This window comes from Streptomyces sp. NPDC059524 (assembly GCF_042749255.1).
GTDB classification, from domain to species: Bacteria; Actinomycetota; Actinomycetes; order Streptomycetales; family Streptomycetaceae; genus Streptomyces; species Streptomyces xanthii.
Genome location: NZ_JBHYTK010000151.1, coordinates 1 through 19,649 on the forward strand (window position 1 = coordinate 1; position 19,649 = coordinate 19,649).

Consider the following 19,649-nt stretch of genomic DNA (forward strand, 5'->3'; position numbering starts at 1 on the left):
TGGGCCCCCCTCGTTGTAGTCTGTGTTTAAAAAATCGTGTGGGGGGGGGGTGGTGGCTCTAATTGGGGGGGGGGGCGTTTTTTTTTTTTCGGCCCCCCCCCACGGCGTTTACATTCGCTACGGCTGTGTCACTGCTGGCGGTACATCTCCGCCACCAGGAACGCCAGGTCCAGGGACTGGCTGCGGTTGAGGCGCGGGTCGCAGGCCGTCTCGTAGCGCTGGTGCAGGTCGTCGACGAAGATCTCGTCGCCGCCGCCCACGCACTCGGTGACGTCGTCACCGGTGAGCTCGACGTGGATGCCGCCCGGGTGGGTGCCGAGCTCCTTGTGGACCTCGAAGAAGCCCTTGACCTCGTCGAGCACGTCGTCGAAGCGGCGCGTCTTGTGGCCGGAGGCGGCCTCGAAGGTGTTGCCGTGCATCGGGTCGGTGACCCAGGCGACGACGGCACCCGACGCGGTGACCTTCTCGACCAGCTCGGGCAGCTTGTCCCGGACCTTGTCGGCGCCCATGCGGACGATGAAGGTCAGGCGGCCCGGCTCGCGGTCCGGGTCGAGGCGCTCGACGTACTGCAGCGCCTCCTCGGCCGTCGTGGTCGGGCCGAGCTTGATGCCGATCGGGTTGCGGATCTTCGAGGCGAACTCGACGTGCGCGTGGTCCAGCTGCCGCGTGCGCTCACCGATCCAGACCATGTGCGCCGACACGTCGTACAGGCTGCCCGTACGCGAGTCGACACGGGTCAGGGCCGACTCGTAGTCGAGCAGCAGGGCCTCGTGCGAGGAGTAGAACTCGACGGCCTGGAACTCTGCCGGGTCCGTGCCGCAGGCGCGCATGAAGTTCAGCGCGTTGTCGATCTCGCGCGCCAGCTGCTCGTAGCGCTGGCCCGACGGGGACGACTTCACGAAGTCCTGGTTCCAGGCGTGCACCTGGCGCAGGTCGGCGTAGCCGCCGGTGGTGAAGGCGCGCACCAGGTTGAGCGTGGAGGCGGACGCGTTGTACATCCGCTTCAGGCGCTCGGGGTCCGGGACGCGGGCGGCCTCGGTGAAGTCGAAGCCGTTGACGGAGTCGCCGCGGTAGGTCGGGAGCGTCACGCCGTCACGGGTCTCGGTGCCCTTGGAGCGGGGCTTGGAGTACTGGCCGGCGATGCGGCCGACCTTCACGACGGGCACGGAGGCCGCGTACGTGAGGACGGCGCTCATCTGCAGGAGGGTCTTGAGCTTCGCCCGGATGTGATCCGCGCTGACGGCGTCGAACGCCTCGGCGCAGTCGCCGCCCTGGAGGAGGAACGCCTCGCCACGGGCGACGGCTCCCATCCGGGCACGCAGCTGGTCGCACTCGCCGGCGAAGACCAGCGGCGGATAGGTCTCGAGCTCGGCGATCACATCGCGCAGAGCCTCGGCATCCGGGTACTCGGGCTGCTGCGCCGCGGGCAGGTCTCGCCAGGTGTTGCCAGCGCTTGCGCTGGTCTTAGCGTTCACGGTCACCTCGACAACATTACGGCCTCGGGCCCGTCGTCCATTCCGCCGCTCATTCCTTGAGACGGGTGTCCGAAGGGCTGATACGGTGGCCCCCATGTTCGCGCAGCTCATGAACCGCACCTGGTGGTGGACCGCACATCCGGCGGCCCACTGACTGCGCGTATCCGACATCGCGAAGGCCGCCCGAGGGGCGGCCTTCAGTGTTTTCCGACACCGACACCGGCTGTTCCTCCCGAATCCCACGCTCTCTCGAAGCGCTCCGGAAGGACACACCGTGCTGGAGAACCTGCTCACCGACGACCGCCCCTTCGCCCTGCTGCGCCGCCGCACCCCCGGCCGCGACCACGATGTGGTCGAGGTCCTGATCGGCGAGGTCGGCACGTACGAGCGGCTGGCCGACATCCCCGAGGGCCTCGCCCTCGTCCCGTTCCGCCAGATCCGCGAGCGCGGCTTCGACGTGCGCGACGACGGCACCCCGCTGACCGTGCTGCGCCCCGGGGAGTCCTACGAGATCCCGCTGGCCGAGGCCCTCGACACGCTGCCCCGGCACGCTGTGGACGTGCGCGGCGGCGGCTTCGACGTGGACGACGACACGTACGCGGAGATCGTCGGGCGGGTGCTGCGTGACGAGATCGGGCGCGGCGAGGGCGCGAACTTCGTGATCCGGCGGACGTACGAGGGCGAGATCCCCGGGTTCTCGCGGGCCGACGCGCTCGCCCTCTTCCGGCGGCTGCTCGACGGCGAGCGGGGCGCCTACTGGACGTTCGTCGTGCATACCGGGGAGCGGACGCTGGTCGGGGCGAGCCCTGAGGTGCATGTGCGGATGTCGGGCGGCACCGTCGTGATGAACCCGATCAGCGGTACGTACCGCTATCCGGCCGGCGGGCCGACCCCGGACGACCTGCTGGAGTTCCTCGCCGACGGCAAGGAGATCGAGGAGCTGTCGATGGTCGTCGACGAGGAGCTCAAGATGATGTGCACCGTCGGCGACATGGGCGGCGTCGTCGTCGGCCCGCGCCTGAAGGAGATGGCGCATCTCGCCCACACGGAGTACGAGCTGCGCGGGAAGTCGACGCTCGACGTGCGGGACGTCCTCAAGGAGACGATGTTCGCCGCGACCGTCACCGGCTCGCCGGTGCAGAACGCCTGCCGGGTCATCGAGCGGTACGAGTCCGGCGGCCGCGGCTACTACGCGGGAGCGCTCGCGCTGGTCGGACGGGACGCGGGCGGGGCGCAGACGCTCGACTCCCCCATCCTGATCCGCACCGCGGACATCGAGGCCGCGACCGGACGGCTGCGGGTGCCGGTCGGCGCGACGCTCGTACGGGGCTCGGACCCGGCGGGCGAGGTCGCGGAGACGCACGCCAAGGCGGCCGGGGTGCTCGCGGCTCTCGGCGTACGGCCCGGGCGGCCGCGTACGGAGGGCACGCGCCCGGCACTGGCCGAGGACCCGCGGGTGCGGGCGGCGCTCGACGGGCGCCGGGCGGCCCTCGCGCCGTTCTGGCTGCGGATGCAGCAGCGGTCCGGGGAACTGTCCGGGCACGCGCTGGTGGTCGACGGCGAGGACACGTTCACCGCGATGCTGGCGCACGTGCTGCGCTCGTCGGGGCTCGACGTGACGGTGCGGCGCTACGACGAGGAGGGGCTGCGGGAGGCGGTCCTCGCGCACGAGGGGCCGATCGTGCTGGGTCCGGGTCCGGGCGACCCCGCCGACCCGTCCGACCCGAAGATGCGCTTCCTGCGCTCACTGGCCGCCGACGTGATCCGGGAGCACCGGTACGGGGTGCTCGGCGTCTGCCTCGGGCACGAGCTGCTCGCGGTGGAGCTGGGCCTGGACCTCGTGCGCAAGGAGGTCCCGTACCAGGGCGCCCAGGTCGAGGTCGACCTGTTCGGCCGGACCGAGACGGTCGGCTTCTACAACAGCTTCGTGGCGCGCTGCGACGACGAGGCGGCGCAGGAGCTGGCCGCGCACGGCGTGGAGGTCAGCCGGGACGCCCGTACGGGTGAGGTGCACGCGGTACGGGGGCCTGGCTTCGCGGGCGTGCAGTTCCACCCGGAGTCGGTGCTGTCGCTGCGCGGGGCGGGGATCGTGCGGGAGCTGCTCGCTCAGGTGGCGGCGGGGACCAGCACGTTCTCGGAGCGGCGGCCCGCCCGGTAGTCCAGGACGTTGTGCACGGTGGTGGCGATGATCTGGCCGACGGCGTCCGACGTGTAGTACGCCTGGTGGGACGTGACCAGCACGTTCGGGAAGGTGACGAGGCGGGCCAGGGTGTCGTCCTCGACGACGTCGAGGGACTTGTCGAGGAAGAACAGGCCCGCCTCGGCCTCGTACACGTCGAGGCCGACGCCCGTGAAGCGGCCCTCGCGCAGCTCGGCGACGAGGGCCTTGGAGTCGATCAGGCCGCCGCGGCTGGAGTTCACCAGGATCGCGTCGTCCTTCATGGTGCGCAGCGCGGCCGCGTCGACGATGTGCTCGGTGGCGGGGAGCAGCGGGACGTGCAGGCTGATCAGGTCGGCCTCGGCGAAGAGCCGCTCCTTGTCGACGTACTTCATGCCGAGCTCCAGGCACTCCGGGTTCTCGGCGACGTCCCAGCCGAGCAGGTTCATGCCGAAGCCGTGGGCGATCCGGGTGAACGCGGCGCCGATCTTGCCGGTGCCGAGGATGCCGACGGTGCGGCCGCGCAGGTCGCGGCCCATGAGCCCGTCGAGCCGGAAGTCGAAGTCGCGGGTGCGGTTGCTGGCGCGGACGATGCGGCGGTTGACGGCCATCGCGAGGGTCCAGGCGAACTCGGCGACCGAGTACGGCGAGTACGACGAGACCCGGGCGACGGTGAGGCCGAGGCGCTCGGCGACGCCCAGGTCGATGTTGTTGAAGCCCGTCGAGCGCTGGGCGATCATCTGCGTGCCGCCGGCCGCGAGGGTCTGCAGGACGTGGTTGTTCAGGTTCGCGTTGACGCTGGTGGAGATGATCTCGTAGCCGGCGGCGATGGGCGCGGTGTCCTCGTTGAGGAACACGTCCAGGCACCGGACCTCGTAGTGATCGTCCTGGTGGGCCTCGAACGCCTTCTCGATGAGGGGCTTTTCGTCGGACTGCACACCGAAGGCGAGGATCTCCATGGCTGGATCCTAGGGTCGCGGGGCCGCTTCGGCTCGGCGGGCGGCCGAAGCGGTCCTCGGCGTCAGGCGTCGTCCAGGCCCCGCTCGATCGCGTAGCGCACGAGCTCGACCCTGTTGTGGAGCTGGAGCTTGCCCAGGGTGTTCTGGACGTGGTTCTGGACCGTGCGGTGGGAGATGACGAGGCGCTCGGCGATCTGCTTGTAGCTCAGCCCCTTGGCGACGAGGCGCAGCACCTCGGTCTCGCGCTCGGTGAGCTGCGGCGCCTTCGGCTCGTCGGCGCCCGCGGCGGGCGCCGGCTCGGAGGCGAGGCGGCGGTACTCGCCGAGGACCAGGCCCGCGAGGCCCGGGGTGAAGACCGGGTCGCCGACGGCGGTGCGGCGCACGGCGTCGACGAGCTCCTCGGTGGAGGCCGACTTGAGCAGGTAGCCGGTGGCGCCGGACTTGACGGCCTCCAGGACGTCCGCGTGCTCCCCGCTCGCGGACAGCACGAGGACCCGCAGCTTCGGGTCGGCGCCCACGAGCTCCTTGCAGACCTGGACGCCGGGCTTGGCCGGCAGGTTCAGGTCGAGGACGAGCACGTCGGGACCGGCCGCGCGGGCGCGCCGCACCGCCTGCTCGCCGTCGCCCGCGGTGGCGACGACGTCGAAGCCGGACTCGGCCAGGTCGCGGGCGACGGCGTCGCGCCACATCGGGTGGTCGTCGACCACCATGACCTTGATCGCGGCCCCGTCCGCCTGGTTCTGCTCTTCGCTCATCGCTGCGGTCCTGCCTTCCCCCGTGACGTTCACGTTCCGGTTCACTTCTTCTTCGGTACGAGCTTTTTCGGTACGAGCGTCTTCGGCGCGAGCAGCTTGGGTGCGGGCTGCTTCGGCACGGTCAGCTCGACCTCGGTGCCCTGGCCGGGGACCGAGATCAGTTCGGCGGTGCCGCCGATGTCGCGCAGCCGGCCGCGGATGGACTGGGCGACGCCGAGCCGCCCCTCCCCCTCGGCCTGCGCGAGCCGGCCCTCCGGGATGCCGGGGCCGTCGTCCCGTACGGTCACGACGACCGCGTCGGGCTCGTCCTCGACGAGGATCCAGGCGTGCGCGTCCTCACCGGCGTGCCGCCGCACATTGTCCAGGGCCGCGCTGACGGCCGCCGCCAGTTCGCGCGCGGCGGCCGGGGCCAGCAGGACCGGGGTGCCCGGTTCGGAGAACGTGACGCGGGCGCCCGCGTGCCCGGCGAGCAGCGGCCGCAGATCGCGGGGCTCCCCGGTGTCGGCGGGGTCCTCGGGGGCGGCGGGGTCGTCGAGGGCCCGTACGACGGCGCCCTGCGCGGCGTCCTCGGAGACCCGGGACGTGGGGGTGAGGCCGCCCGCGACGAGGGTGCGCAGCGCGATCTCCTGCTCCCCCGCGAGCCGGCCCAGCTCGGCGGCCTCGCCGCCCAGGGCGGAGCCGCGCCGCTGGACCATGGCGAGGACCTGAAGGACGCTGTCGTGGATGTCGCGGGCGAGTCGCTCGCGCTCGCGGGTCGCCGCCTCGATCTCCAGGGCGCGGGCGAGGGTGCGCTCGGAGGCGCGGGCCACCTCGACGACGTAGCCGATCGCTATCGAGGCGATGCAGACCAGCAGGACGTTGTGGATCGTGCTGCGGCTGAAGGCGCCGCGCTGGATCACGTTGGCCACGCCGATGAGGACGGACGCGGAGGCCGCCCAGCGCCAGCCGCCCTTGAGGGCCCAGGCGAGGACGGCGCCCGCCGTCCAGATCGACGGCAGGGTGGAGCCGCCGGTGACCGCGCGGTCGTGCCCGGCGACCGGGGAGAGCAGGATGCCGACGACGGCGACGGTCAGGTCGGCGGTCAGGAAGCGCTTGGTGCAGCGCCTGGCGCCGGAGACCTGGGGCAGCGTCGCCAGCGTCCAGACGACCAGGACGACGAAGTAGCCGATGGCGACCCAGGGCCGCTCGTAGACCTCGTACGCGGAGGCGAAGAGCCCGATCGCGTACAGCATGGTCAGGACGCGGTACCCCATGAGGGCGCGCCACAGCGGCTGTTCGACCGACATGCGGACGACGCGCTCGCGCCGGACCGTGTTCGCGCTGTTGCCCATCTCCCCCACCACTGTCCGAGAAAGCGACGGCGCGGCTACGAGCCGCCCCGCTCCTTCTCGCGCTCCTTCTCGAGCGCCTTCTTGGCTTCCTTCTCGGCCTTCTCCGCGTCCGCGATCTGCCGCTTGGCGGCGGTCGCGTACATGTCGACGTACTCCTGGCCGGAGAGCTTCATGATCTCGTACATGACCTCGTCGGTGACCGCGCGCAGGACGAAGCGATCGCCCTCCATGCCCTGGTAGCGGCGGAAGTCGAGGGGCTTGCCGATGCGGATGCCGGGGCGCATGAGCTTGGGGAGGACCTTGCCCGGGGGCTGGATCTTCTCCGTGTCGATCATGGCGACGGGGATGACGGGCGCACCGGTGGCCAGCGCCACGCGCGCGAGGCCGCCCGGCTTGCCGCGGTAGAGGCGGCCGTCGGGCGAACGGGTGCCCTCGGGGTAGATGCCGAAGAGCTCGCCGCGCTCCAGGACCTCGATGCCGCTCTTGATGGCGGCCTCGCCGGCGCCGCGCGAACCGGAGCGGTCCACGGGCAGCTGGCCGACGCCCTTGAAGAAGGCGGCCGTGAGCTTGCCCTTCACGCCGGGCGTCGTGAAGTACTCGGCCTTGGCGATGAAGGTGACCTTGCGGTCGAGGACGGCCGGCAGGAAGAACGAGTCCGAGAAGGACAGGTGGTTGCTGGCGAGGATCGCGGGGCCCTCGGCGGGGATGTTCTCCAGGCCCTCCACCCACGGCCGGAAACCGAGCTTCAGCGGCCCCCCGATGGCCACCTTCATTGCGCCGTAGATCAACCCACTGCCTTCCCTCGTTCCCGGACTCGTGCCGGATCGGCCCACGGATCAGTCCGAGATCAGTCCGAGGATCAGACCTTAACCCGCGAGGCCGCCCCCGGACGCCGACGACCCTGGTCGGTGTCGGTCCGGTCGCGTACGGTGAAGTGCACGTCGTAGTGCGCGTACTCCACGCTGTGTCACCTCTCCCCGTTGTCACTCCTTCCATGAACAGGAGACCGAAGGTGCCGGTCCTCCCTGGAGCCGAGCCGTACCGCCACGAAGGCGGCGAGGTAGGCGTCCTCCTCTGTCACGGCTTCACCGGATCCCCCCAGTCGATGCGGCCCTGGGCGGAGCATCTCGCCGCGCGCGGACTGACCGTCTCGCTCCCGCTGCTGCCCGGGCACGGCACCCGCTGGGAGGACCTCGCGATCACGGGCTGGCAGGACTGGTACGCGGAGGTGGACCGCGCCTTCGAGGAGCTGTCCGAGCGCTGCTCGCAGGTGTTCGTGTGCGGCCTGTCGATGGGCGGCGCGCTGGCGCTGCGCCTGGCGGCCCGGCACGGGGACAAGGTGGCGGGCCTCGTCCTCGTCAATCCGGGGAACAAGGTGCACGGCGCGGCCGCGCACGCCCTGCCCGTCGCCCGGCACCTGGTCCGCACGATCCCGGGGATCGCCTCGGACATCGCGAAGGAGGGCTCGGTCGAGGTCGCCTACGACCGGGTCCCGCTGCACGCCGCGCACCAGCTGCGGAACTTCTTCCGGCTGGTCGACCGCGAGCTCCCGCAGGTCACGCAGCCGCTCGTGGTGCTGCACAGCCCGCAGGACCACGTCGTGCCGCCCGCCGACTCGGCCCGGGTGCTCGGCCGGGTGTCCTCGCGCGACGTCACCGAGATCCTGCTGGAACAGAGCTACCACGTGGCGACGTTGGACCATGACGCGGACCGGATCTTCGAGGAGAGCGTCGCCTTCATCGACCGGCTCGCGGACGGCGCCGACGACGGCTCCGGCACGGGTGCGGACACGGGTGTGGAAGGGACGGCCAGCGGTGGCTGAGCAGGAGCGGCGGGAGCCGGAGAGCCCCGACGGCGGCGAGAGCCGCGATTCCGGGGCGGCGGCGGGCGGCGACCAGCCGGCCGCGGACCCGGAGCGCGACCCGCTGCTGCCCGCCGACGAGGACGCCGCGTGGGCGGAGATCGTCGCCGGGTACGGGCAGGAGCCGCCGGACCCGCCGGGTGCGAGGCCGTTCAAGCCGATGAAGGACCTGCCCCTGCCCGACTTCGAGCCGAACGGGCGGGAGGACCGCCCCGAGGCCGGGGACCGGGGGGACGAGGAGCGTGCCGCCAAGGGCCCGCTCGGCTCCTCGGTGTCCTTCGCCCCGGGCATCGCGGCGACCCCCGGCCCGCGCGACTACGCGACGGCCGAGCCGTCCGACGACGACCTCGACGGCGACGACGAGGGCCACTTCGTGCCGCCGGAGCCGCCGCCGCTGCCGGAGGCCGACGTCACGTCGAAGTTCGCTTGGCTCGCGGTGGTCGGCGGCCCGGTGCTGCTCCTGCTGTCCGTGCTGCTCGGCTGGGACATGACCTGGTGGCTGGCGACGCTGTGCATCGGCGGCTTCCTGGGCGGTTTCGCCACGCTGGTGGCCCGGATGCAGCCGGGCGACGACGAGGACGACGACCCGGGGCGCGGCGCGGTCGTCTGACGGCGGCGCCCGGCCGGCGCGGGGGCGATGAGTTCCCGGGCCGGCTCCGGTCTGTCCTGGTATGACAGCACCCATGCCAGGACAGACGACACGCACCCGGGTCGTGGCCGACATCTCGGTCTCCGTCGACGGCTACGTCACCGGACCGGACCCGAGTCCCGAGAGCGGTCTGGGCACGGGCGGCGACGCCCTGCACACCTGGGCCTTCTCCGAGGACCGGGACGACCGGCGGATGCTGAGCGAGACGACGGCGCGCTCGGGCGCCGTCGTCATGGGCCGCCGTCTCTTCGACACGGTCGACGGGCCGGGCGGCTGGAACGAGGACGTGGGCTACGGGGCCGGTGAGGTCGGCAAGCCCGCCTTCGTCGTGGTCACCGGCGCGCCGCCGGAGTCGGTGCGCCTGAAGAACCTCGACTGGACCTTCGTCACGACCGGGATCACCGACGCCGTGGCCGCCGCGCGGGCCCACGCCGAGGCGGCCGCGCAGGCCGCCGGGCGGGACCTCGACGTGGTCCTGATGGGCGGCGCCGCGACGATCCGCTCGGCGCTGGACGCGGGGCTCGTGGACGTCCTGTCCCTGCACCTCGCGCCCGTCCTGCTCGGCGGCGGCACCCCGCTGTTCACGGGCGCGGTCCCGCGTCCGCTGGTGCGGCGGAGCGTGCTCGCCACCTCCACGGCCACGCATCTCACCTACGACGTCGGCTGAGCGCCCCCTGTGGCCGGCACCCGGAGCGCGGCGAGGACCGGCAGGTGGTCGGTCGCCGCACGCAGGTCGCCGGGGTGGAGGAAGCCGGGGACGCCGCAGCCGAGGACCTCGATGCCCGGGGTGGTGAGGATGGCGTCGATGCGCTGGTGCGGGTCCTGCGGCGTCGACGTGTACTCGCCGCCCCAGGGTCGGGTCGCCCAGGCGTCGTTCAGGGTCGCGGTCAGCCGGCGGAAGGTGCGCCCGCCGGGCCGTTCGTTGAGGTCGCCGCCCGCGACGACGTGCTCGACGCGGAGCCCGGCGATCGCGTCGAGCAGCATGCCGCCCTGCGCGTAGCGCTCGTCCTTCTGCAGGCTCAGATGGCAGCTGACCACGCCCAGGCGTGGCCCCTGCGCGCCGCCGAAGCGGACGACGGCGGTGGCGAGGCCGCGCCGGTGCAGGCCCGGGGTGAGCGGGAGCAGCACGTCCTCGGTGCGTTCGACGGTGGCGCGCAGGGAGCACAGGAGCGCGGGTCCGGCCGCGCTGCCGCCGCCGGAGAGGATGACGAGGTCGGCGGCGCGGGCGAGCCGGGCGAGTTTCTTGCGCCAGCGAAAGAAGCGGGGCGCTTCCTGGACGAGGACGAGGTCGGGGGCGCAGGCCTTGATGACCCGGGCGAGCGCGGCAGTGTCGTCGCGCAGGGAGCGGATGTTGTAGCTGAGGACGCGGATCACGGCGGAACCGTCGGGTTCCGTACGGGAGTTGGGCAGCGGGCTGGTCGTGGCGTCGGTCGGCATGTGATCAAGATACGACGGTGCCCGCCGCTCCCAGGGGGAACGACGGGCACCGGCACGTACGCGGTCCGGTCACATGACCGGGTCGGGCTCCCGGGCCAGGTCGGCGGCGCCGACGAGGCCCGCCTTGTTGCCCAGTTGGGCGGCGATGACGTCGGCGACGGGCCGCCAGTTGCCGCCGACCAGCCAGCGCTTGTACGACTTGCGGATCGGGTCGAGGACCAGCTCGCCCTCGTCGGAGAGGCCGCCGCCGACGATGAACGCGGAGGGGTCGAAGAGCGAGGCCAGGTCGGCGAGGCCGGCGCCGGCCCAGCGGGCCAGCTCGCGGTACGAGTCGACGGCCACGGCGTCGCCCTGCCGGGCGGCCATGGAGATGTGCTTGCCCTCGATGCCGTCGGGGGTGCCGTCGCCGAGCGAGAGCAGGAACTCCGCGTTCTCCGGCGTGGCGTTGGCCCGCTGCTTCGCGTAGCGGACGAGGGCGCGGCCGGAGGCGTACTGCTCCCAGCAGCCCTGCGAACCGCAGCCGCACAGCAGTCCGTCCGGCACCATGCGGATGTGGCCGAACTCGGCGGCGACGCCGAAGTGGCCGCGGCGCAGCTTGTTGCCGATGATGATGCCGCCGCCGAGGCCGGTGCCGAGGGTGATGCAGATGACGTTGCGGTGGCCCTTGCCGGCGCCGAACTTGTACTCGCCCCAGGCGGCCGCGTTCGCGTCGTTCTCGACCACGACCGGGAGGCCGACGCGCTCCTCGACCTTGGCCTTGAGCGGCTCCTGGCGCCAGTCGATGTTCGGCGCGAAGTACACGGTCGAGCGCTGGCGGTTGACGTATCCGGCGGCACCGATGCCCACGCCCACGATGTCGTGTCCCGCCCGGGCGCCTTCCACGGCCGAGGCGATGGCGTCGACGATCCCGTCCGGCGTGGAAGGCGTCGGCACCTTGAACGTGGAGAGGATGTTGCCGTCCTCGTCGACCACGCCGGCCGCGATCTTCGTGCCGCCGATGTCGACGCCGATGGTGAGTCCCATGAATCCCTCAGTTCGGTCGAGCCCCGCTAGGGCCCACCGTACCCGAGCCGGGTTCAGTCGAGGTCGATGTGTTCCCCGCCGGGGGCTTCGTCCCCGGGGCCCTTCCGCGCGGGGCCGCCGGGGGCCTTCGGCTCCTGGGTGCGCTGGGTCCAGCGGGCCTCCTGGCCCTCGACGGCGGACCGGTACGCGGCGAGCAGCTCGGAGCCCGCGGCGGCGAGGTGGTCGAACACGTCGGAGTTGCGCTCTATGACGGGCTCGACGACGGACCGTGCCTGCTTGACGACCTGCTTGACGGCCTGCTCGGCGGTGCCCTGGGCGACGGCGCCCAGGAAGGGGGCCTGGACCCCGGAGAGCTTGTCGGCGACGGCGTCGACGAGCTTCTTCAGCTCCTCGGCGGCGGTGCCGGGCTGGGGGCCCTGCTGGGCGCGGCGGCGGGCCTTCTCCGCCGCGAGGTCCTCGGCGCACGCCTTCTCCCAGGCGTCGGCGTCGACCTGGGGCGCGGGCTGCTCGGTGGCGTCGCTCATGGCGGCTGACTCCTGCGGAGAGCTGAGGTGGTGGTGTCTTCGACGGTACCCGAACGGAGCCGTGCGGTTCACGGGGTCCGCGGCCACAGCCCGGGATCCGGCGCGAACCGTACGCACAGTTCGCCGTCGACGAGTCCGGCGCCCGCGACGGTGCAGCGGCGGGGCGCGGAGGGCAGCGGCACGATGCGGCGGAACGGTCCGGCGCCGACGACGAGTTCGTCACCGCGCCGGATCAGGGTGAGCTCCTCGCGGACGGCGCCGGGCAGGGGGATCCGCCAGACCAGCACGCCGTCCTCGGCGATCCGGTCCTCGACGGGCCACTCGGCGCGGGGGGCGGCCTCGCCGGGCGCCGGCACGTCGAGCCCGGCGTCGGCGTCGCACCCCAGGTGGGGGATCTCGTGCGCGTCCGGCCACCCGGCGACGATCTTGCGCTGGTGGGCGGCGGCGTCGGCGAGCCAGGGGTCGGTGGAGCCGTCGGGCAGGACGCGGTTGGCGAGGACGGCCTCGACGGGCAGGCCGTGCAGGGCGAGTCCGGTGCGGGTGAGGCGCAGGCTCTCGGCGGCGGCCTTGGTGGGCTCGGCGACGAGCCGTACGGCGGTGCCGTCGGCGTCGATGACGGACTGGGCTGCGGCGAGCTCGGCGTCCCAGCGGGCGGCGGTCTCGTAGAGCCACTCCGCGGGCATCGGCACTCCCGCGAGGCGGCCGAGGACGGGGCGCAGGGCGCGGGCCGCCTGGCGCTCCGCGGGGAGCAGGCGGCGCAGGTAGCGGCGCAGCTGCTCGGGCAGGGCGAGCACGGAGACGGCGTCCGGCCCGGCGGGAAGGTCGACGACGACCAGGTCGTGGGGTCCGCCGGCGCTGTCGCGCAGGGCCCTCAGCAGCGCGAGCTCGGTGCTGCCCGGCAGCGGGGTCAGTTCGTCGGCGTCGAGCCGTGCGGCGCCGACCATGTCGAGCACGCCGCCGGCCCGGTCCTGGAGGGCGAGCAGGTCGTCGCGGAACTCCTCGGCCGGTATGAGCCGCTTGGTCTCGGCCCCGGGCACGTCCGGGACCTCGTCGCCGGTGACCAGCAGGACCCGCAGCCCGTCGCGCACGGCCCGTCGGACCGTACTGACAGCGACCGTGGTCCGCCCGGCCCCACCGGGCCCGGCAACAAGGAGAGTCCGCATGCCCGCGAGGCTACCCGCCCCTGGGCCGCCGGACGGCACCTCCCGGTGCGACCGGCGGCGCAACGGCAACCGGCAACGCCGGGGGGCTTGCATCGGCAGGCCCCCGAGGGGGCCCGACTACTTGGTCTCGACCCGCTTCTTCAGGCCGGCCAGCGCGCGGTCGATGATGACCTTCTCCGCCTTGCGCTTGATCATCCCGAGCATGGGGATCTTCACGTCGACCGTCAGGGAGTACGTGACCTCCGTACCCGCGCCGGCGGGCCGGAGCACGTAGGAGCCGTCCAGGGAGCGGAGCATCTGGGACTTCACGAGCGTCCAGGAGACCTCGTTCTCGCCCGTCCACGTGTACTTGAGCGTCTGGTCGTCCTTGATCGCACCCGCGTCCATGACGAGCCGGACCTGCTCGGCGCGCCCGGAGTCGTCGGTCTCCAGGACCTCGGCCTCCTTCACCTCGCCCGTCCAGTCCGGATACCGCGCGAAGTCGGCGATCACGCCCATGACGTCGGCCGGCGCCGCCTCGATCGTGATGCTCGAACTGGTGTGTTCCGCCATCGCCGTGGCTCCTCCAGATAACGGTCAGGGGTCGGCCGTGCCTACGTATGTGTGCGCGAGCAGGCTATCGCGCGCGGGCGGCCCCGACGTCACCGCTCCGGCATCACCATTCGAGGGCCCAGGGCCGCCCGCCCCGGGCGAAGTGGCCGACGTTCACGCACTCGGTGGAGCCGATGCGCATGCGCCGGGTGAGCGGCTGGTGGACGTGGCCGAAGAGGGAGTAGCGGGGCCGGGTCCTGCGGATGGCGTCGAGGAGCGCGCGGCTGCCCCGTTCGAAGCGGCGCGCGACCGTGTCGTAGACGAGCTCGGGGACCTCCGGCGGGATGTGCGTGCACAGGACGTCGACCTCTCCGACGGCCTCGATCTTCGCCGCGTACTCCTCGTCGTCGACCTCGAAGGGCGTCCGCATCGGGGTGCGCAGGCCGCCGCCGACGAAGCCGAAGGTCCAGCCGCCGATCTCGGCCCGCTGCCCGTCGAGCACGGTCGTGCCCGGTCCCGCGTACTCGCTCCACAGCCCCGGGATGTCGACGTTGCCGTAGGTGGCGTACGTCGGAGTGGGGAACGCCGGGAACATCTCGGCGTACTGCTTGCGCACCGCTTTCTCGATGGCGGGGAAACGGTCGACGCCGGCCCAGAGCTTCGCGCCGAAGGCGTGCGCCTCCTCGAAGCGGCGGGCGGTGCGAAGCTCGACGAGGCGGTCCGCGTTCTCGACTCCGAACAGATCGGGAAAAATGCCGCGCGAGTGATCGGCGTAGTCCAGGAAGAGGACCAGGTCGCCGAGGCAGAGGAGGGCGTCGGCTCCGTCGCCGGCTCGTGCGAGGTCGGTGGAGTTTCCGTGCACATCGCTGACCACATGTACGCGCATGCGATCACCCTAGGACGCCCGCCCCGAGGTGGGTAGAGGCCGCCGGACCTGCGGCGACTTCCTGGTTCGCAAAGGGGTGGACTACCCTGCGGAAAGCACCGCCGCGACGTGTGACGCAGCGAACATCTGGCCTGGACCCCCTACCGAAGTGGCTGTACTGATGGGTAACGTCCGGGCAGTCCAGTCGTGCTCAGTTCAACAATGATGAGCACCTGCCCGATCTTGGACCGTACCGACGCAGCACACAGAGTCGTGGCGCCGGCGCCCTATGAGGAGCAGCAGTCTTGCGCGAGTTCAGCCTTCCGGCTTTGTACGAGGTCCCTGCCGACGGCAATCTGACCGACATCGTCCGCAGAAACGCCGCGCAGCATCCGGACGTCGCCGTCATCGGCCGCAAGATCGGCGGCACCTGGCAGGACGTGACGTCCGTCCAGTTCCTGGCCGAGGTGCGGGCCGCCGCCAAGGGCCTCATCGCCGCCGGCGTCCAGGCCGGTGACCGGGTCGGCCTGATGTCCCGCACCCGCTACGAGTGGACCCTGCTCGACTTCGCGATCTGGAGCGCGGGTGCGATCACCGTCCCCGTGTACGAGACCAGCTCCGCCGAGCAGATCCAGTGGATCCTCGGCGACTCCGGTGCCGTCGCGATCCTCGTCGAGTCGGACGCGCACGCCGCGGCCGTCGCCTCCGTGCGCGACAGCCTGCCCGAGCTGCGGCACGTGTGGCAGATCGACGCCGGCGGCGTCGAGGAGCTGAACCGGTCCGGCGCCGAGCTGCCCGACTCCGCCGTCGACGAGCGCAGCGCCATCGCCAAGGCCGACGACCCGGCCACGATCGTCTACACCTCCGGCACGACCGGCCGCCCCAAGGGCTGTGTGCTCACGCACCGCAGCTTCTTCGCGGAGTGCGGCAACGTGGTGGAGCGTCTGAAGCCGCTGTTCCGCACCGGCGAGTGTTCGGTCCTGCTCTTCCTGCCCGTCGCGCACGTCTTCGGCCGGCTGGTCGAGGTCGCCTCGCTGATGGCCCCGATCAAGCTGGGTCACGCGCCCGACATCAAGCACCTCACCGATGAACTCGCCGCGTTCCGGCCGACGTTGATCCTGGGTGTGCCGCGCGTCTTCGAGAAGGTCTACAACTCGGCGCGGGCCAAGGCGCAGGCCGACGGCAAGGGCAAGATCTTCGACAAGGCCGCGGACACGGCGATCGAGTACAGCCGCGCGCTCGACACCCCCAAGGGCCCGTCGCTGGCCCTCAAGCTCAAGTACAAGACGTTCGACAAGCTCGTCTACAGCAAGCTGCGCGCGGTGCTCGGCGGGCGCGGCGAGTACGCGATCTCCGGTGGCGCCCCGCTCGGCGAGCGGCTCGGCCACTTCTTCCGCGGCATCGGCTTCACGGTCCTGGAGGGCTACGGCCTGACCGAGTCCTGCGCCGCGACCGCCTTCAACCCGTGGGACCGCCAGAAGATCGGCACGGTCGGCCAGCCGCTGCCCGGCTCGGTCGTGCGGATCGCCGACGACGGCGAGGTGCTGCTGCACGGCGAGCACCTGTTCACGGGGTACTGGAACAACGAGGGCGCGACCGAAGAGGCCCTGGCCGACGGGTGGTTCCACACCGGCGACATCGGCACGCTGGACGAGGACGGGTACCTGCGGATCACCGGCCGCAAGAAGGAGATCATCGTGACGGCGGGCGGCAAGAACGTCGCCCCGGCCGTCATCGAGGACCGCATCCGCGCGCACGCGCTGGTCGCCGAGTGCATGGTCGTCGGCGACGGGCGGCCGTTCGTCGGCGCGCTCGTCACGATCGACGAGGAGTTCCTCGGCAAGTGGGCCGAGGACCACGGGAAGCCGGCCGGCGCCAGCGTGGCGTCCCTCCAGGGTGACGCGGATCTGCTCGCGGCGATCCAGAGCGCGGTGGACGACGGGAACGCGGCGGTGTCCAAGGCGGAGTCGGTCCGCAAGTTCCGCATCCTGGGTGCGCAGTTCACCGAGGACTCGGGGCATCTCACGCCCTCGCTGAAGCTCAAGCGGAATGTTGTGGCGAAGGATTACGCCGAGGAGATCGAGGCGATCTACCGGGGCTGAGCGCGCCTTCGCGCCGTTGCGGGTACTTGCCGGTCGGCGAGTGCCCGCTTCGTCGTGGTTGCTCGCGCAGTTCCCCGCGCCCCTGTAATGCATGCCCTTCGGGCGCATTTCCCCGATCAAGGCGCCGGGTGCCTGTCATCGGGGGAAGGCGCGGCGAAGCCGCAGCCTTCCAGGGGCGCGGGGAACTGCGCGACCAGCCCCCACCGGGCCGCAGACGCCGACGTACCCCTACAACAACCCCCGCAGGCGCTCCGCCAGCAGATCCCAGCGCCACTTCTCCTCGACCCAGGCGCGCCCCCGCTCCCCCATCCGGGACCGAAGCTCCGGGTCCAGAAGGAGCGGCACAATACGATCCGCCGCAGCCTCGGGGGACCCGCCCCGCACGACCCACCCGGTCTCCCCGTCGAGCACCGCGTCCGGCGCCCCGCCGGAGTCCCCGGCGACGACGGGCAGCCCGGTCGCGGAGGCCTCCAGGTAGACGATGCCGAGCCCCTCGACGTCGAGCCCCCCGCGCCGCGTCCGGCACGGCATGGCGAACACGTCCCCGGCCCCGTAGTGCGCCGGCAGTTCGCTCCACGGCACGGCCCCCGTGAAGACCACCGAGTCCGCGACGCCCGTCTCCCGCGCGAGCCGCCGCAGCTCCTTCTCGTACGGCCCGCCGCCGACGATCAGCAGCACCGCGTCCGGCACCTCCGTGAGGATGCGCGGCATGGCGAGGATCAGCGTGTCCTGTCCCTTGCGCGGCACGAGCCGCGAGACGCACACGACGACGGGCCGGTCGCTGAGCCCGAGCCGGGCCCGGATCTCGGCGCCGCCGGAGCCGGGGTGGAAGGTCTTCTCGTCGACGCCGGGCGGGAGTTGGACCATGCGGCCGGCGGCCTCGGGCGTGAGCGCGGCGGCGATCCGGGAGCGCGTGTACTCGCCGAGGTAGGTGATCGTGTCGGTGCCCTCGCCGATGCGGCGCAGCAGTTGGCGGGAGGCGGGCAGCTGGGCCCAGCCCGCCTCGTGGCCGTGTGTCGTCGCGACGAGGCGCCGCGCTCCGGCCCGGCGCAGCGCGGGCGCCATCAGGCCGAGCGGGGCGGCGGCCCCGAACCAGACGCTCGTGCAGCCGTGTTCCTGAAGCAGGCCCACCGCGCGGCGGGTCACGCGCGGGGTCGGCAGCAGCATCGTCGTACGGTCGCGCACGACGGTGAAGGGCTGCTCGGCGTCGAAGGCCTCGGTCGCCTCGACGCCCTCCCGGCTCCGCTTCCACGTGGACGCGTAGACGACGAGCTGTTCGGGGTCCAGGCGCAGCGCCATGTTGTGCAGGAAGGCCTGGATGCCGCCGGGGCGGGGCGGGAAGTCGTTGGTCACGATCAGGGTCTTGTGCATCGTGGCAGACAGTACCGAACCGGTGAAGCGGAGCACGGCACGCCGTGGGGGTCCGTGGCCAGGGCGCGGGAGCGGCGGGCATGATGACTCGAATGAAGACGCGAACCCCCACATCGCTGCTCGTCGTCTGGGCCTTGACCAGGACCCTTCTGCTGCTGTGCGTCTTCAAGGTCGTGACGGTGCCCGGCCCGGACGTGACCAGCGATGTGTCGGTGATCTACCAGGGCTGGTTCGACGTCCTGCGCACCGGAACGTTTCCGCTGGACGACGTGACCTGGCAGTACCCGCCGGCCGCCGCGGTCGCGATCCTCTCCCCCGGCCTGCTGCCGTTCCTTGAGTACGCCTCGGCGTTCTTCCTCCTGGCGTTTCTCGCGGACGCGGCGGTCTTCTTCATGCTCCTGTACGTGTCCGAGCGGCAGGGCAAGGCCCGGCGCGGGGTGTGGGTGTGGGTCGTGGGCCTGCCGCTGCTCGGGCAGACGGTGTACGCGCGCTACGACGTGATGGTCACCGCGGTCGCCGTCGCGGCGCTGCTGGCGATGGCGCGGCATCCGCGGGCGGCGGGGGTGCTGACCGGGATCGGGGCGATGCTCAAGGTGTGGCCGGTGCTGCTGCTGACCGGCACGCGGCGCGGCCGGGCCACCCGGGCGACGTGGGGCGCGGCGGCGCTGACGGCGGGGGTGCTCGCGCTGGTGTCGGCCGTGTCGATGCCGGGGGCTTTCGCGTTCCTGACGTTCCAGCGGGACCGGGGTACGGAGGTCGAGTCGCTCGGGGCGCTCGTGTTCCATGTGGCGCGGCGTTTCGGCTGGTCCGGGTCGGTGCAGCTGAACTACGGCTCGGTGGAGTTCCTGGGCCCGCACGTGGATCTGGTGAGCGCGCTGGCGCAGGGGCTGACGGCGCTGGCGTTCGGCTGGCTGGTGCTGTGGCGGCTGCGGGCGCGGGCCGGGTCCTCGTCGACGTTCGCGGACGCGGGGCTGACGGCGGTGCTGCTGTTCACGACGACGAGCCGGGTGATCAGCCCGCAGTACATGGTGTGGCTGGTCGGGGTCGCGGCGGTGTGCCTGCTGTTCCGGGAGAGCAGGATGGCGCTGCCGGTGTGGCTGGTGCTCGTGGCGTCGGCCGTGACGTTCCTGGAGTTCCCGGTCTGGTTCGGGCACGTGGTGGCGAGCGACTCGCTGGGCCTGGCCCTGATGGTGGTCCGCAACGGCCTGCTGGTGGCGGCGACGCTGCTGGCGTGCCGCCGCCTGTGGCGCGCGACGGTGACCGAGCCCCGCCGCGCCGAGCACGCCGCGGTCCCGGCCGAGCCTGCCGATGACCGCGCGCTGCCTGTCTGACGGCCGGTGGGGGCTGGTCGCGCCCCGCGGCGCAGCCGCTGATGTCACAGCCCCGCATCGGGGAAATGCCGCCCGAAGGGCGTGCATTTCAGGGGCGCGGGGAACTGCGCGACC

18 protein-coding genes are annotated in these 19,649 nt (G+C 72.3%); 6 read left to right on the forward strand and 12 right to left on the reverse strand.

Translation table 11 applies throughout. The features are described from left to right. Positions 1–128: 128 nt before the first annotated feature. Complete coding sequence (locus ACFW9D_RS31010) at positions 129–1,481, reverse strand: class II 3-deoxy-7-phosphoheptulonate synthase (protein ID WP_188339381.1); 1,353 nt, start codon at positions 1,479–1,481, stop codon at positions 129–131. Between the two features lie 268 nt (positions 1,482–1,749). Between ACFW9D_RS31010 and ACFW9D_RS31015 the strand changes: the two genes are divergently transcribed. Further along, positions 1,750–3,633, forward strand: a complete 1,884-nt coding sequence (locus tag ACFW9D_RS31015; RefSeq protein WP_384627372.1) for an anthranilate synthase family protein — start codon at positions 1,750–1,752, stop codon at positions 3,631–3,633. Here the strand turns inward: ACFW9D_RS31015 and ACFW9D_RS31020 are convergent. The 4 genes from ACFW9D_RS31020 to ACFW9D_RS31035 form a co-directional block, all read right to left on the reverse strand. After that, the gene (locus ACFW9D_RS31020) at positions 3,582–4,592 is read right to left on the reverse strand and encodes a 2-hydroxyacid dehydrogenase (protein WP_384627374.1); all 1,011 of its coding nucleotides are present in this window, start codon (positions 4,590–4,592) and stop codon (positions 3,582–3,584) included. The two genes, ACFW9D_RS31015 and ACFW9D_RS31020, sit on opposite strands and share 52 nt — an antisense overlap. Before the next feature lie 62 nt (positions 4,593–4,654). Further along, a complete protein-coding gene (locus ACFW9D_RS31025) occupies positions 4,655–5,347 on the reverse strand; it encodes a response regulator transcription factor (RefSeq protein WP_188339379.1) in 693 nt (230 codons plus the stop codon). Positions 5,348–5,388: 41 nt separating this feature from the next. Then, positions 5,389–6,678, reverse strand: a complete 1,290-nt coding sequence (gene macS, locus ACFW9D_RS31030) for a MacS family sensor histidine kinase (RefSeq protein ID WP_188339378.1) — start codon at positions 6,676–6,678, stop codon at positions 5,389–5,391. 35 nt (positions 6,679–6,713) lie between these two features. Next, positions 6,714–7,463: a 1-acyl-sn-glycerol-3-phosphate acyltransferase gene (locus ACFW9D_RS31035; protein WP_223206440.1), complete on the reverse strand. Its 750-nt coding sequence runs from the start codon at positions 7,461–7,463 to the stop codon at positions 6,714–6,716. A 227-nt stretch (positions 7,464–7,690) separates the two neighbouring features. On the opposite strand from ACFW9D_RS31035, the gene ACFW9D_RS31040 reads away from it, so the two are divergent. The 3 genes from ACFW9D_RS31040 to ACFW9D_RS31050 all read left to right on the forward strand — a co-directional run bounded on the left by ACFW9D_RS31040 (position 7,691) and on the right by ACFW9D_RS31050 (position 9,855). Next, positions 7,691–8,500, forward strand: a complete 810-nt coding sequence (locus ACFW9D_RS31040; RefSeq protein ID WP_384627400.1) for an alpha/beta hydrolase — start codon at positions 7,691–7,693, stop codon at positions 8,498–8,500. Next, positions 8,493–9,149 carry a hypothetical protein gene (locus tag ACFW9D_RS31045; protein WP_384627379.1) on the forward strand — a complete coding sequence of 219 codons (657 nt, stop codon included), beginning with the start codon at positions 8,493–8,495 and terminating at the stop codon, positions 9,147–9,149. Before ACFW9D_RS31040 ends, ACFW9D_RS31045 begins: the two co-directional genes overlap by 8 nt. A 73-nt stretch (positions 9,150–9,222) precedes the next feature. Beyond that, positions 9,223–9,855: a dihydrofolate reductase family protein gene (locus ACFW9D_RS31050; protein WP_384627382.1), complete on the forward strand. Its 633-nt coding sequence runs from the start codon at positions 9,223–9,225 to the stop codon at positions 9,853–9,855. Here ACFW9D_RS31050 and ACFW9D_RS31055 read toward each other — a convergent pair. From ACFW9D_RS31055 to ACFW9D_RS31080, 6 genes are all read right to left on the reverse strand, one after another. Beyond that, entirely contained in the window at positions 9,840–10,625 is a 786-nt protein-coding gene (locus ACFW9D_RS31055; RefSeq protein WP_384627385.1) for an endonuclease/exonuclease/phosphatase family protein, read from the reverse strand. The two genes, ACFW9D_RS31050 and ACFW9D_RS31055, sit on opposite strands and share 16 nt — an antisense overlap. Positions 10,626–10,694: 69 nt before the next feature. Then, on the reverse strand, positions 10,695–11,648 hold the full coding sequence (locus ACFW9D_RS31060; protein WP_188339375.1) for an ROK family glucokinase: 954 nt from the start codon (positions 11,646–11,648) through the stop codon (positions 10,695–10,697). 53 nt (positions 11,649–11,701) lie between these two features. Further along, a complete protein-coding gene (locus tag ACFW9D_RS31065; RefSeq protein WP_188339374.1) occupies positions 11,702–12,172 on the reverse strand; it encodes a DUF5304 domain-containing protein in 471 nt (156 codons plus the stop codon). A 68-nt stretch (positions 12,173–12,240) separates the two neighbouring features. Then, on the reverse strand, positions 12,241–13,335 hold the full coding sequence (locus tag ACFW9D_RS31070) for an ArsA family ATPase (RefSeq protein ID WP_384627390.1): 1,095 nt from the start codon (positions 13,333–13,335) through the stop codon (positions 12,241–12,243). A gap of 117 nt (positions 13,336–13,452) precedes the next feature. Further along, a complete protein-coding gene (locus ACFW9D_RS31075) occupies positions 13,453–13,887 on the reverse strand; it encodes an SRPBCC family protein (RefSeq protein WP_188339372.1) in 435 nt (144 codons plus the stop codon). Between the two features lie 103 nt (positions 13,888–13,990). Beyond that, on the reverse strand, positions 13,991–14,752 hold the full coding sequence (locus ACFW9D_RS31080) for a metallophosphoesterase (protein ID WP_188339371.1): 762 nt from the start codon (positions 14,750–14,752) through the stop codon (positions 13,991–13,993). 284 nt (positions 14,753–15,036) lie between these two features. Here ACFW9D_RS31080 and ACFW9D_RS31085 point away from each other — a divergent pair, with 284 nt between their 5' ends. Then, on the forward strand, positions 15,037–16,833 hold the full coding sequence (locus ACFW9D_RS31085) for a long-chain fatty acid--CoA ligase (RefSeq protein ID WP_188339370.1): 1,797 nt from the start codon (positions 15,037–15,039) through the stop codon (positions 16,831–16,833). 228 nt (positions 16,834–17,061) lie between these two features. Here ACFW9D_RS31085 and ACFW9D_RS31090 read toward each other — a convergent pair whose 3' ends face one another. Beyond that, positions 17,062–18,204 carry a glycosyltransferase family 4 protein gene (locus ACFW9D_RS31090; RefSeq protein WP_384627394.1) on the reverse strand — a complete coding sequence of 381 codons (1,143 nt, stop codon included), beginning with the start codon at positions 18,202–18,204 and terminating at the stop codon, positions 17,062–17,064. 92 nt (positions 18,205–18,296) lie between these two features. On the opposite strand from ACFW9D_RS31090, the gene ACFW9D_RS31095 reads away from it, so the two are divergent. Continuing rightward, the gene (locus tag ACFW9D_RS31095; protein WP_384627397.1) at positions 18,297–19,535 is read left to right on the forward strand and encodes a glycosyltransferase 87 family protein; all 1,239 of its coding nucleotides are present in this window, start codon (positions 18,297–18,299) and stop codon (positions 19,533–19,535) included. The last annotated feature ends 114 nt before the right edge of the window (positions 19,536–19,649 follow it).

What these genes read in the sequence shown, in the direction of transcription:
- ACFW9D_RS31090 (WP_384627394.1), bottom strand. Translation starts at nt 18,204, where the DNA reads ATGCACAAGACCCTGATCGTGACCAACGACTTCCCGCCCCGCCCCGGC.
- ACFW9D_RS31080 (WP_188339371.1), bottom strand. Translation starts at nt 14,752, where the DNA reads ATGCGCGTACATGTGGTCAGCGATGTGCACGGAAACTCCACCGACCTC.
- ACFW9D_RS31055 (WP_384627385.1), bottom strand. Translation starts at nt 10,625, where the DNA reads ATGCCGACCGACGCCACGACCAGCCCGCTGCCCAACTCCCGTACGGAA.
- ACFW9D_RS31065 (WP_188339374.1), bottom strand. Translation starts at nt 12,172, where the DNA reads ATGAGCGACGCCACCGAGCAGCCCGCGCCCCAGGTCGACGCCGACGCC.
- macS (WP_188339378.1), bottom strand. Translation starts at nt 6,678, where the DNA reads ATGGGCAACAGCGCGAACACGGTCCGGCGCGAGCGCGTCGTCCGCATG.
- ACFW9D_RS31075 (WP_188339372.1), bottom strand. Translation starts at nt 13,887, where the DNA reads ATGGCGGAACACACCAGTTCGAGCATCACGATCGAGGCGGCGCCGGCC.
- ACFW9D_RS31020 (WP_384627374.1), bottom strand. Translation starts at nt 4,592, where the DNA reads ATGGAGATCCTCGCCTTCGGTGTGCAGTCCGACGAAAAGCCCCTCATC.
- ACFW9D_RS31095 (WP_384627397.1), top strand. Translation starts at nt 18,297, where the DNA reads ATGAAGACGCGAACCCCCACATCGCTGCTCGTCGTCTGGGCCTTGACC.
- ACFW9D_RS31050 (WP_384627382.1), top strand. Translation starts at nt 9,223, where the DNA reads ATGCCAGGACAGACGACACGCACCCGGGTCGTGGCCGACATCTCGGTC.
- ACFW9D_RS31060 (WP_188339375.1), bottom strand. Translation starts at nt 11,648, where the DNA reads ATGGGACTCACCATCGGCGTCGACATCGGCGGCACGAAGATCGCGGCC.
- ACFW9D_RS31025 (WP_188339379.1), bottom strand. Translation starts at nt 5,347, where the DNA reads ATGAGCGAAGAGCAGAACCAGGCGGACGGGGCCGCGATCAAGGTCATG.
- ACFW9D_RS31070 (WP_384627390.1), bottom strand. Translation starts at nt 13,335, where the DNA reads ATGCGGACTCTCCTTGTTGCCGGGCCCGGTGGGGCCGGGCGGACCACG.